The 12,229-nt window shown below is 66.7% G+C and carries 12 protein-coding genes; 6 read left to right on the forward strand and 6 right to left on the reverse strand.

Annotation, left to right across the window (positions count from 1 at the left end):
• The first annotated feature begins 4 nt into the window (after positions 1-4).
• Genes QQ25_RS07940 through QQ25_RS07955 form a run of 4 tightly spaced genes read left to right on the forward strand, consistent with a single transcriptional unit; the run spans position 5 to position 3,156 of the window.
• Positions 5-1,066, forward strand: coding sequence for a 3-oxoacyl-ACP synthase III family protein (locus QQ25_RS07940; RefSeq protein WP_039378146.1), 1,062 nt, complete (start codon positions 5-7; stop codon positions 1,064-1,066).
• On the forward strand, positions 1,066-2,100 hold the full coding sequence (locus QQ25_RS07945) for a pyridoxal phosphate-dependent aminotransferase (RefSeq protein ID WP_039315666.1): 1,035 nt from the start codon (positions 1,066-1,068) through the stop codon (positions 2,098-2,100). The genes QQ25_RS07940 and QQ25_RS07945 overlap by 1 nt, the downstream gene beginning before the upstream one ends.
• Before the next feature lie 58 nt (positions 2,101-2,158).
• Positions 2,159-2,662, forward strand: a complete 504-nt coding sequence (locus QQ25_RS07950) for a MarR family transcriptional regulator (protein ID WP_039315669.1) — start codon at positions 2,159-2,161, stop codon at positions 2,660-2,662.
• 56 nt (positions 2,663-2,718) lie between these two features.
• Positions 2,719-3,156, forward strand: a complete 438-nt coding sequence (locus QQ25_RS07955) for a hypothetical protein (RefSeq protein ID WP_039378147.1) — start codon at positions 2,719-2,721, stop codon at positions 3,154-3,156.
• Here QQ25_RS07955 and QQ25_RS07960 read toward each other — a convergent pair.
• The 3 genes from QQ25_RS07960 to QQ25_RS07970 all read right to left on the reverse strand — a co-directional run bounded on the left by QQ25_RS07960 (position 3,153) and on the right by QQ25_RS07970 (position 6,116).
• Positions 3,153-4,175 carry an alpha/beta fold hydrolase gene (locus tag QQ25_RS07960; RefSeq protein ID WP_039378148.1) on the reverse strand — a complete coding sequence of 341 codons (1,023 nt, stop codon included), beginning with the start codon at positions 4,173-4,175 and terminating at the stop codon, positions 3,153-3,155. The two genes, QQ25_RS07955 and QQ25_RS07960, sit on opposite strands and share 4 nt — an antisense overlap.
• A gap of 64 nt (positions 4,176-4,239) precedes the next feature.
• Entirely contained in the window at positions 4,240-5,457 is a 1,218-nt protein-coding gene (locus tag QQ25_RS07965; RefSeq protein ID WP_039378150.1) for a GAF domain-containing sensor histidine kinase, read from the reverse strand.
• The gene (locus QQ25_RS07970) at positions 5,454-6,116 is read right to left on the reverse strand and encodes a response regulator (RefSeq protein WP_039315675.1); all 663 of its coding nucleotides are present in this window, start codon (positions 6,114-6,116) and stop codon (positions 5,454-5,456) included. Before QQ25_RS07970 ends, QQ25_RS07965 begins: the two co-directional genes overlap by 4 nt.
• Before the next feature lie 116 nt (positions 6,117-6,232).
• On the opposite strand from QQ25_RS07970, the gene QQ25_RS07975 reads away from it, so the two are divergent.
• Complete coding sequence (locus tag QQ25_RS07975) at positions 6,233-7,027, forward strand: HAD family hydrolase (RefSeq protein WP_039378151.1); 795 nt, start codon at positions 6,233-6,235, stop codon at positions 7,025-7,027.
• Position 7,028: 1 nt separating this feature from the next.
• Here QQ25_RS07975 and mmsB read toward each other — a convergent pair whose 3' ends face one another.
• The 3 genes from mmsB to QQ25_RS07990 are packed head-to-tail and all read right to left on the reverse strand — an operon-like array spanning position 7,029 to position 10,628.
• Complete coding sequence (gene mmsB, locus QQ25_RS07980; RefSeq protein ID WP_039378153.1) at positions 7,029-7,901, reverse strand: 3-hydroxyisobutyrate dehydrogenase; 873 nt, start codon at positions 7,899-7,901, stop codon at positions 7,029-7,031.
• 10 nt (positions 7,902-7,911) lie between these two features.
• On the reverse strand, positions 7,912-9,099 hold the full coding sequence (locus QQ25_RS07985; protein ID WP_039378154.1) for an acyl-CoA dehydrogenase family protein: 1,188 nt from the start codon (positions 9,097-9,099) through the stop codon (positions 7,912-7,914).
• Positions 9,100-9,107: 8 nt separating this feature from the next.
• Positions 9,108-10,628, reverse strand: coding sequence for a CoA-acylating methylmalonate-semialdehyde dehydrogenase (locus QQ25_RS07990; protein WP_039378155.1), 1,521 nt, complete (start codon positions 10,626-10,628; stop codon positions 9,108-9,110).
• Positions 10,629-11,018: 390 nt separating this feature from the next.
• On the opposite strand from QQ25_RS07990, the gene QQ25_RS08000 reads away from it, so the two are divergent.
• Positions 11,019-12,176, forward strand: a complete 1,158-nt coding sequence (locus tag QQ25_RS08000) for a hypothetical protein (RefSeq protein WP_131546128.1) — start codon at positions 11,019-11,021, stop codon at positions 12,174-12,176.
• Positions 12,177-12,229: the final 53 nt, after the last annotated feature.

The following is a 12,229-nucleotide window of genomic DNA, read 5'->3' on the forward strand; positions in this document are numbered from 1 at the left end:
CGCCATGACCGAGCATGTGTCCGCCGAGAACACCGTCAGCCTCATCGACGTGTCCACCTATCTGCCCGGTGACCCGATCAGCGCCGACTACTACGCCGGGTTCGCCGAAACCGACGAGCTGGCCGAGAACGTGATGTTCCGGGCGCCGCGGTTCCGTCATCATGTGGCTCCCGAGGAAACCGCGATCGACATGGTCGAGCGGGCCGCCGCGGGGCTGATCGAGCGTTATGGTGCCGATGTCATCACCGGAGCCGACGTGCTGATCACCCACACTCAGCTGCCCGACATGCCGTTCTACGGCGGCGGTGGCGGCATGGCGCACCGGCTCGGCATGAAACCCAACTGGGTGATCGACCTGCACAACGGCGGATGCGCCGCATTCATCCTGGGGCTCAAGGTGGCTCGCACCTTGTTGAGGGCGGGGGAGGGCCGGACCGCTGTGATCGCAATCGCCCAGAACTCCGCCGGCCAGGTCTTCGATCAGCAGACCATCCGGCGCAAGGCCCAGGCGGCGGTGCCCGGTGACGGCGCCGCGGTGGGGCTGGTGACACTGTCCGACGAGTCACCCATCCTCGACATCGAATGCCGTACCTACGGCGAGTACGCCGGAGACATGACCGTCGTGATGGACCCGCCGCGCAAATGGTGGCAGGCCGGCCCCGGCGAAGCGTGCATCGGCTTCACCGAGAGCAAGATCACCAAGGTGCTGGCCCGGGGCAACCGGCAGGTGCCCGAGGTGTCCTACACCGTCTGCGACCGGATCGGTGTACAGCCCAAGGACATCGACCTGTTCGTGACCAATCAGCCCAATCGGGTTTTCCTGCGCAACTGGCGGGAGGCGCTGGAACTGTCGCCCGAACATCACGTCGACACCTTCGATGAATGTGGAAACCTCTTTGCCGCAGGCATTCCCGTCAATCTGGACCGGGCCGTCACCGGCGGGCGGGTGAAGGCAGGCGATACCGTGCTGATGGCCGCCTTCGCCCACGCCGGTGACTTCGCCGGCGCCGCCGCGGTGCGGTGGGGTGGCCGGCCCGGCAACGGCGCCGATCTGGGGAACGAGTGATGGTGGCTCCCCGTACCGCACTGTCCGACGTGGTCGGAGCGCTGCCGCAGGCGGTCAACCCGCTGGCGCTGTCGCTCAACGAATGCCCGTTTCCGCCGCTGCCGGCGGTGCGCACGGCACTGCGCGCATGCGACGAGGCCGCCAACCGGTATCCGGAATTCCTGCCGCAGCGGTTGCGTTCGCTGATCGCCGATCACGACGGAGTGGCCGAGGAGCAGGTGATCGTCGGCGGCGGTGCCACCGGCGTCATCATGCAGGTGCTGCACGCGGTGACCAGTCCCGGCGACACCATGGTGACGGCGGACCCGACCTTCGACGGGTATCCGATCTTCGCGCAGATGGCGCGGCTGCGGACAGTGACTATTCCGCTCGACGCGCACGGTCGTCATGATCTGGATGCGATGGCCGAGGCCGGCCGCAACGCGAGGGTCGTGGTCGTCTGCCGGCCGCACAACCCGACGGGCACCATCGAGTCGGCCGTCCAGATCGAGCGCTTCCTGAAGCGGATTTCGACGGACACCGTGGTGCTGCTGGACGAGGCGTATGTGGAGTTCCTGGCGGCCGAACAGCGCATCGACGGCCCGAGCCTGGTCGCCCGCTTCGGCAATGTCGTGGTGGTGCGCACCTTTTCGAAGGCCTACGGCCTGGCCGGGCTACGGATCGGCTACGGGTTCTGCGCCCCCGATCTCGCCCGCGAACTGTGGCGGATGCAGCTGCCGTTCGGGATCGGGCTGAGCGCCCAGGTGGCGGTCGCAGCGTCGTACGATGCGGAAAGTCAACTGCGTCAACGTATCCGGATGATCGCTGCGGAACGGCACTATATGCAGCGGCGGTTGCGGGCCCTCGGCGTGTACAGCACGGACGCGCACGCGAACTTCCTGTATCTACCCGGAGGTTCCCTGCCGTGGCCGGAGGTGTTCGACGGCACCGGACTTCAGCTTCGTCATTACGCCGACGGCGGAGTGCGGATCACCATCGGATCGCGGCAGTCCACCCGGGCGGTGCTGGGTGCGGTGACGGCGGCCGCTGCCTGACGCACCTGAATGCGCGCATCGCTGCGCGGGCCCGCCCGGCGATGCGGTAAGAAGAGGCGTGCCCTCACCACCGGACAAACGCGACCCCATCGCGCAGGCCCGCGCGAACTGGGAGGCCGCCGGGTGGGGCGACGTGGCAGGCGGCATGGTCGCGGTGACGTCGGTGATGCGGGCCCACCAAATCCTGCTGGCCCGGGTGGAGTCCGCGCTGCGGCCCTACGATCTGAGCTTCTCGCGGTTCGAGCTGCTGCGCCTGCTGGCGTTCAGCCGGGCCGGTGCGCTGCCGATCACCAAGGCCTCCGATCGCCTGCAGGTGCACGTCACCAGCGTCACCCACGCCATCCGGCGCCTGGAAGCCAACGGTCTGGTGGAGCGCATCCCGCACCCCACCGACGGGCGCACGACGCTGGTGCAGATCACGAAGCTGGGCCGGTCGACGGTCGAGGACGCCACGGTGACGCTGAACCGCCAGGTGTTCGCCGACGTCGGGATGTCGGACGAGGAATCTCAGGCGTTGGTGGCCTCGATCGAGACGCTGCGCCGACACTCCGGAGATTTCTGAGGCGCCTTTCCGGCCGCGAACGCCACTACCCTCGAACGTAGTTGAGGGGAGCGATCATGCAAGCCAAGCGGGTAGCCGCGGCGCTGGGCTCCGCCGCTGTCATGTTGATGGCGGCCTGCAGTACCACCACCACCGGGGTCGCCACCGCGCCCGACGACGTCACGCCGTTCACGTCGTCATCGAAGGCGCCCAGGACGACTGCCACCAAAAGTCCCAAGCCGACGGCAGGAGCTCCGCGTGGTTCGACGGAGTTGCCGCCGGAAGCGTTCGCCGAGGTACGCGCCGCCGGCATCGAAGGTTCCGACCGTGCGATCGGGAATCAGCTGATGATGGCCTGCATCATGGCCGGTGGCAGCTTCAACAAGACCAGGCAGGATGTCGTGGACGTGCTGATCCAGATGGGCAGCAAGCTCCCGCCCGATGCGCTCATGACGATCGTGAACGTGGCACTCAAGTACGAATGCCCGGAACTCGCAGGAAAGCTCGGCGGCTAGCTCGACGCGGCGAGGCCCTTGAGGAGCGCCGCATGGAACGCCGCCGGATCCTGCATCTGCGGCGCGTGCCCGAGATCGGGAAATTCGACGAGCGTCGCCCGCGGGATGGCCTTCTCGGTGGCCTTGGCCAATTCCGGGTAGTGGCCGATCTCGGCCTGCACCTTCGGCGGCGCGGCGTCCTTGCCGATCGCGGTGGTGTCCTTGAGGCCGATGAGCAGCAGTGTCGGTACCTGAAGCTGGTCGAATTCGTACAGCACCGGCTGCGTGTAGATCATGTCGTAGAGCAGTGCCGAGTTCCACGCCACCTGGGCCTTGCCCGGACCCCGGTACATGCCGGCCAGCATCTGCACCCACGGTTCGTATGACGGGCTCCACTGCCCCGCGTAATAGGTGGCCTGCTCGTAGCGGCGAATGCCGTCGGCCGTCGTCTTCAGTTCCCGGGCGTACCAGTCGTCGACGGACAGCGCCGGCACGCCTTTGGCCTTCCAATCCTCGAGTCCGATCGGGTTCACCAGCACCAGCTGCTGGGTCTCCTGCGGGTACATCAACCCGTAACGCACCGCGAGCATGCCGCCGGTCGAATGGCCGATCACCGTCGCACGGTCGATGCCGAGCGACTCGAGCAGCGCGTGCGTGTTGTGTGCGAGCTGGTGGAAGCTGAACTGGTAGGACGCGGGCTTGCTGGATTTGCAGAACCCGATCTGATCCGGCGCGATCACGCGATAGCCGGCGGCGGTGAGTTCGTCGATCGTCTGCTCCCACGTTGCCGCGCAGAAGTTCTTGCCATGCATCAGCACGGCCGTGCGGCCATTGGGCTGCGCCGGCTGCACATCCATGTAGCTCATCTGGAGCGTCTTCTGTTGGGACGCGAACGTGAACTGGTGGACCGGGTGCGGATAGTCGAAACCCTGCAATTCGGCGCCGTAGGCGGGACTGTCGTTCGTGGACTGGCATCCGGCGACCGCGGCGCTGGTGACGAGGACGGTGATGGCGGCGGCGAGCGTGCGAATCAAGGTCATCGGCGGCGACTTTACCGCGATGTCCGCCGTGCGCCGCGCACCTCCAGGAGCGGTGACGACTGCCTCACGAGTCGATCGCCGGAGGTAGCGGGATGGTCGCGATCACGGTGGTGCCTGCGCCCGGCCGGGACCGGATGTTGAGCCGGCCGCCGACGATCTCGGCCCGCTCGGCCATGGACAACAACCCGTAGCCGCCCATCTCGTCACTGCCCAGCGGGTGCTCGAAGGTGTCGAAACCCTTTCCGTCATCGACGATTTCGAGCCTGGCAACGCCGTCTTCGACGGTGAAGGTGAGCCGGGCCCGCTCGGCCTCGGCGTGTTTGACCACGTTCTGCAGGCATTCCTGGGCGATCCGGTACAGCGCCAGCTCGATGTGGTCGGGCACCCGGGTCTCGGCGAGATCGACGTCGATGGGGATCCGCGGGATCGAGCGCGCCAAGCTGGCCAGCCCACCGGACAAACCGAGGTCGTCGAGGACCGGCGGGCGCAACCCGCTGATCGCGGCCCGCGCCTCCTGCAATGTCAGAGTCACCAGTTCGCGTGCGGCGGCCAACTGTTCGGCCACCGTCTGCGGTTCGACAGCGCGGGCCGCGGCGTCGAGCCGGTAGGACAGCGTCACCAATCGCTGGGAGATGCCGTCGTGAATGTCTCCGGCCAACCGGCGCCGCTCGATCTCCTGCGCCTGGATCACCTGCTCGACGAAATTCTCGTGCGCCCGCTCACGTGCCACCAGCTGGCGGTGCAGCCGGGCCTGGTGCAACGCCCCGGCGATGAGCCGGCCGATGACCAGCAGCAACTCCACGTCGCGCGGCGTGAACTCGCGGCGGTCGACGGTGTGCACGTTGAGCACGCCCACCAAACCGCCGGGCCCGGTCTCCATCGGGACCGACACCATCGACGTGAAGTCACGGCCTCGCAGCGACTCGAAGGGCATGTAGCGGGGATCGGATTCCTTGTCGTGACCGATCACCACCGGTTGGCGGTGGCTGGCCACCCAGCCGGAAATGCCCTGCCCGAGCGGCAGCCGGATCTTGCCGATCTCGGCATCGAACGGCGGCGTGGCCCCCGCCAGCGTCAGCGCTCGTTCCGAATCGTCGAGCACGTGCACGAAACAGACGTCGGTGGCGGTGGCCTCGGTGATCATCCGGGCCGCCGCGGCGGCCAGCGGCTCCACGCCCGGACCGCTCGATGCGGCCCGGATGAGCTCGCGCAGCAGGGCCAGCTCACGGTCGGCGGTGAGGTCGACCGGGCCGAGCTCGCGTCCGGGCTTCTCCGCGGTCATTGGTAGATGCCCTCGCGCAAAGCCGTGGCCACCGCGCCGGCTCGGTCGCTCACCCCGAGCTTGCGGTAGATGGAGCGCAGATGGGTCTTCACGGTTTCCTCGCCGATCACCAGCTTGTTGGCGATCCCGCGATTGGACAGGCCTGCGACGACGAACGACAGAATCTCGCTCTCCCGCTGGGTGAGCCCCTGCCGAACCCCCGGCCAGAACTCGTCGCGCTGCAGGCGGGCCGCGGTGCCGGCCGCGCGGGCAGCCATACCCGGATCGATCGCGGTCTGCCCGCCGTGGGCGAATTCGATCTGCCGCACCAGCTCGTCACTGCTGATGCTCTTGAGCAGGTATCCGGCCGCGCCCACCCGCAGCGCCTGGAACAGGTACTGCTCGTCGTCGTAGACCGAGAGCATGACCACCTTGCGGTCCGGATCCCGCTCGCGCAGCACCCGGCACAGGTCCAGCCCGCTGGAACCCTCCATGCGTACGTCACACAACACGATGTCGGGATCGAGCGTCTCGATCACGTTGACTGCGCGCTCGGCGCCGACGGCCTGGCCGACCACCTCGACCCGGTCGTTGAACGCAGCAAGCATGGCCTTGAGACCCTCGATGACCATTTCATGGTCATCGACCAGCACAAGGCGCACCGGACTGGAGGGCGCCATGGCATCACCCTAGAGGTGGCGACCGCCTTCCGAGGGCAGGAGCGGCTCAACTTCAACTCCCCGAATCCCCCTTAGGGGGGACGCGGCACCGATGTGACGTGGGCCACTCTCATGGGGTGTCCACACCACAAGAGAAGTCATGGCGTGCCGGGCGGTTCTGGTGGGACTGTGCCCGGGCCGAAACGAGCGCCCATCCGATGCGTGCGGTGATCCTGGACCTCGACGCGTTGGCAGACCTCGACATCGACGGCCATCGCGTCGTCTTCAACGCCGCATTCGCCGCGCACGGTCTGCCCATCCAGTGGGGGGTAGCCCGTTACCAGCAGCTTCTCGCGCTGCATGACGAACGCCAGCGGGTCACCGCCGAATTGCGCAAGCGGTGCGTGGGCCCGGAATGCGATGTGCTCACCGAAGTGCTCGCCGACGAGATCTGCATGACCAAGGACATGATGTTCGACGAGATGATCCTCGAGGCCGGCCTGACGCCGCGGGCCGGTTTGGAGGATCTGATGAACGACGCGTTCCTGGCCGGCCTGCCGGTCGGCGTGGTCGCCGCGGGCCGTCGGCGCTGGGCCGAACCACTGGTGCGCCAGCTGGTCGGTGACGGACTGGTGGAAACCGTCGTCACCACCGATGACGTGAGCGCGACCGGGACGGAGCTGTACCGGCATGCGCTGATCGAACTGGGAGTGGGCGGTCACGACGCCTTGGCCATGGTCGGCTCGGCCGCGGGTCTGCGTGCCGCGAACGGGGCAGGGATGGCCAGTGTGCTGATCGACCCTGACGCCGGCTCATCTGCCTCAGCGATTGCGGTGCGGCCCGATTTCTCCGGTGCCGACCCGCTGCGACTGGCGATGTGCCGACGCCTGCACAGCCAGTGGTGGGCTCAGCGCAGCCCGACCGCGGCGTAGCTCAGCCGCGCAGCGTCTCGATCACCGCGCTGAAATCCTCGTCGGCGTGCTCGTCGGCGAAGGCGGCATAGATCTGGGCCGCGTGGGTTCCCAGCGGAGCCGACGAGCCGGTCGACATCACCGCCGCCATCGCCAAACCCAGGTCCTTGTTCATCAGCGCGGTGGCGAACCCCGGCTTGAAGTCGTTGTTGGCCGGAGACGTCGGAACGGGGCCTGGCACCGGGCAATTCGTGTGGACGGCCCAGCAGTTTCCGGTCGCGCCGGTGATCACATCGAACAGTGCCTGCGCGGACAGGCCCAACTTCTCGGCCAGGACGAACGCCTCGCCGACGGCGATCTGCTGCACCGCGAGCACCATGTTGTTGCACAGCTTGGCGGCCTGGCCAGTGCCCGATCCGCCGCAGTGGATGATCTTGCCCGCCATGGGATCCAGCACCGGGCGGGCGCGCTCGACCGCGTCATCGGTACCGCCGACCATGAACGCCAGCGTGCCCGCGGTCGCGCCCTTCACACCACCGGACACCGGGGCGTCGAGCTGGGCGTGGCCGTGTTCGCCTGCCTTCGCGTGAATCTCGCGGGCATCGTCGACTGAGATGGTGGAGGTGTCGATGAACAACGTGCCTGCCGCCGCAACCGGCAGCACCTCGGCATAGCACGCTTTGACGATGTTGCCGTTGGGCAGTGACGTGATCACCACTTCCGCTCCGGCCACGGCCTCGGCGCCGGTGTCGAAGACCTTGGCGCCGTTGGCTTCAGCGGCCGCCTTCGATGCCGGCACCGGATCGAAGCCGTGCACTGTATGGCCTGCCGCGGCCAGGTTGGCCGCCATCGGGCCGCCCATGTGACCCAAACCGAGGAACGCGATCGTGCTCACTCAAGTCTCCCTATCCGGTGGTGCGAGCCCTGGACGCTTCTGCTGAATTGCGGGCTCCGCCCGCGCAAGAGCGCCCGATGACCACGCGCATGATTTCGTTGGTTCCCTCAAGGATGCGGTGCACCCGCAGATCCCGGACGATTTTCTCCAGACCGTATTCATGTAGATAGCCGTAGCCGCCGTGCAACTGCAGCGCCTGATCGGCGACCTCGTAGCAGGTGTCGGTGACATACAGTTTGGCCATCGCACACAGTGTCACTTTGTCGGGATGGTTGCCGTCCAACGCCGAGGCAGCCCGCCACAACATGTTTCGCGACGTCTCCAGGCCGGTGGCCATGTCGGCCAGGGTGAACCGGATGGTCGGCTCGTCGAGCAGGGCCCCGCCGAACGCCTGGCGGTCGGCGAGGTAGCTCAACGTCTTGTCGTAGGCCGCCTGGGCGCCGCCGAGCGAGCAGGCGGCGATGTTGATCCGTCCACCGTTCAGACCGTTCATGGCGATCCCGAACCCGGTACCCTCGGCGCCGCCGAGCAGGGCCTCTGCCGGCACCCGCACACCTTCGAAGATCACCTGTGCGGTGGGCTGGGCGTTCCAGCCCATCTTCTGCTCCTGCGCCCCGAAACTCAGTCCGGGCGCGTCCTTTTCGACAACGAAGGCGGAGATTCCCTTGGGTCCATCGGCTCCGGTACGTGTCATCACCACATACACATCGGAGCTGCCGGCTCCTGAGATGAACTGCTTGACCCCGTCGAGGACGTAATCGGTGCCGTCCCGTACGGCCCTGGTGCGCAACGCCGCCGCGTCCGAACCGGCACCCGGTTCGGTCAGGCAGTAGCTGGCGATGGCCTCCATCGAGGCCAGCCTGGGTACCCAGGTTTTGCGCTGCTCCTCGGTGCCGAAGCTGTCCACCATCCACGCACACATGTTGTGAATGGACAGGAACGCCGCCAGGGTGGGGTCGGCTGCGGCGAGAACCTCGAAGATGCGGACGGCATCGAGGCGGCGCAGCCCGCTGCCACCGGCATCCTCGCCGCAATAGATGGCGCCCATTCCGAGTTCGGCCGCTTCGCGCAACACGTCGGTGGGGAAGTGATGAGTCTCGTCCCATTCCAATGCGTATGGTGCGATGCGCTTTTCGGCGAACGCGGCCGCTGTCTCGGCGATAACGCGTTCGTCCTCGTCCAGGTCGTGCAGATTCACCGGCCGTGCTACTTCATCGTCGGGATGACGAATTCGGCGCCATCCTTGATGCCCGACGGCCACCGCTCGGTGACGGTCTTGGTCTTGGTGTAGAACAGGATCGAATGCGGTCCGTGCTGGTTGAGGTCGCCGAATCCGGACCGCTTCCAGCCACCGAAGGTGTGGTAGGCCACCGGAACCGGGATCGGCACGTTGACTCCGACCATCCCGACCTGAACACGTGAGACGAAGTCGCGGGCCGCGTCGCCATCGCGAGTGAAGATCGCCACGCCGTTTCCGTATTCGTGCTCAGAAGGCAGCTTCAGCGCTTCTTCGTAATCGTGGGCCCGGACGATGCACAGCACCGGGCCGAAGATCTCGTCGGTGTAGATCGACATGTCGGTGGTGACGTGGTCGAACAGCGTCGGCCCGATGAAGAAGCCCTTCTCCAGGCTGGCCTCGTCGAACGTCAGCTCGTCGGTGGCGCGCTCGCGACCGTCGACCACCAGCTCGGCCCCGGCCTCGACGCCCTGGCCGATGTAGTCGCGTACCCGCTCCAGGGCCGCGCCGGTGACCAGCGGCCCGTAATCGGCCTTGGGATCGAGGCTGTGTCCGACGCGCAGCTGGTTGACCCGCTCAACGAGCCTGGCGCGCAGCCGGTTTGCAGTGTCTTCACCCACCGGGACCGCGACGCTGATGGCCATGCAACGCTCACCCGCACTGCCGTATCCGGCGCCGATCAACGCGTCGACGGCCTGGTCCAGATCGGCGTCGGGCATCACGATCATGTGGTTCTTGGCCCCGCCGAAGCACTGCGCGCGCTTACCGTGCGCCGCGGCGCCCGAGTAGATGTACTGCGCGATGTCGGAGCTGCCGACGAAGCCCACGGCCTTGATCTCGGGGTGCTCGAGGATCGCGTCGACGGCTTCTTTGTCGCCCTGCACGACCTGGAACACACCGGTGGGCAGACCGGCCTCGATGAACAGCTCGGCCAGCCGCAGCGGAACCGAGGGATCGCGCTCGGAAGGCTTGAGCACGAACGCATTTCCACATGCCAGTGCGGGGCCGGCCTTCCACAGCGGGATCATCGCCGGGAAGTTGAACGGGGTGATGCCGGCGACCACGCCCAGGGGCTGGCGGATCGAATATACGTCGATGCCGGTGCCTGCGCCCTCGGTGAACTCTCCCTTGAGCAGGTGCGGAATGCCGACCGAGAACTCGATGACCTCAAGGCCGCGCTGGATGTCGCCCAGGGAGTCGGCGACGGTCTTGCCGTGCTCCAAACTGAGCAACTCGGCCAACTCGTTCGCGTGCTGGTTCACCAGTTCGATGAACTTCATCAGGATCCGGGCGCGGCGCTGCGGGTTGTAGGCAGCCCATTCCTTCTGCGCCTCGACGGCACCGGCCACGGCGGTGTCGACGTCGGTGGCCGAGGCCAGGACCACCTGTGCCTGCACCTCACCGGTGCTGGGGTTCAGTACATCGGCGGTGCGGGTCGATTCGGCGGTGGTGCGCCGGCCGTTGATGAAGTGGGGAATCTGAGTGGTCATGGCGTTCCGTCCCAAGAAGATGCGCAGATAGTGGCTCGGGGCATACCCGAGATACTTGCATATCCTAGTAATTGCTCCAGGGCTTGGCAAGACCGCGCGGAATATCGGTCGGTGCCGGTGCCTGACTCCACTTCATGGATCATCTTCGCGACCGGTGGGGGATCGAATTTCTCGACGCCTAGTCGCTTAGCCGCCGGACGCCGACCTGTGTGAGGGAGTCGGTTTTGTGGTCGACGGAGACGGCTGGGCCGGGCCGTTCGGCGGAGGTCAGGAGTTCGCCACGTCAAGAATTGGAACGCGTTACAGAATGCGAATGTTCCTCAGCGTCTTCTCAGATACGTTCACGCGGTCAGCGGTCGCTGGCATCTCGTAGAACAGAAGGAGAACGAGTTGAGACTCGCTCTGCGGCCCTATGTGACGGCTGGCATCGCCTTGGTCGGCGCCGGCGTCATCGCCGTAACCCCGGTGACTGCCCCTCCGCCCGAAATCCACACCCAGGCGGTGCAACTCAGCGCCACCGCCATCGACAACCCCATTGATGTCTTCGGCCCGGTCGTCGAAAAGGTGGACACCCTTGTCCAGCAGGCTATTCAGTCGCAGCTCGACAACCCCTTCCCGGTCGTCAACGGTTTGATCGGGAAGGTTTCGGCGGATGGTCAACACCTGGGTGCGATCGCGACCGTGGTCGGCCAGCAGGTCTTCACCGTGGCGGCCAATTTTCCGGTCGCCATGGGCAAAGCGGCCCAAAGGGCTGCCACGGGTGACTTCACCGGTGCGGTCGGCGAGTTCACCCCCGTCTTCACGGGGCCGATGTTCCAGATACTCGGGCAGTGGCCGCTCGTCCCAGCCTATGTGCGGCAACAGTTCGTCGTCGTGGGGCAATTGGTGAGCGAGGTCATGGGGGTATCTTGGTCGATCACGATGGGGCAGGCGTTGAGAGTGTTCACCGTCGTGAACGCGGTAGCGGGCGCCCTCGACGAGCTCGCCGACGCGATTCCGGCAGGTGATCCCGGCCGGGCGGTCAACGCTGTCCAGCACGGCATCGCCAATACGGCAAGCGCAGTGCTCAACATTGCCGGCGGGGTAAGGGTGCACCTCGACCGCAGCCGCGGCAGGATCCGTGACATTCTCAACCCGCCTCCGCCCGCGACTGACGCGCCGGTTGGCACTGCGGCTGTCGCGGGTGCGACGACGCTGTCACTGCCGGTCGCGCCTGCGCAGGAGAGTGCCGGCGAGGCCCCGGCCGTGGCGGGAGCGTCGGAATCCGAGGTGACGACAACGGAGTCGGTGACGACTGCGCCCAGGACGAATAAACCCCTGGTCCGCGACAGTCTCATGGCCACTCCCGGCAAGGGCGGGCTGAAGAACGGGGCGAGCGGACCGACCGCAAAGCTGGTTTCCGAAGTGAGCGAGAAGATCTCGGCCACCGTCGACAAGATCGATCGGGACGTCAAGAAGGCGTTCGCAAAGCCTGAAAAGAAGGCGTCGGCGGCCGAGTCTGATGGCGGCAGCGCCGGTTCAGCCGGCGCGTCGGGGGACACCGACTAACAGCTGGGCCGCTGCCCACATGTCGAGCCTGTAGTTGCCGATGGATCGTTCCC

Source organism: Mycolicibacterium setense, from assembly GCF_000805385.1.
Classification (GTDB): domain Bacteria; phylum Actinomycetota; class Actinomycetes; order Mycobacteriales; family Mycobacteriaceae; genus Mycobacterium; species Mycobacterium setense.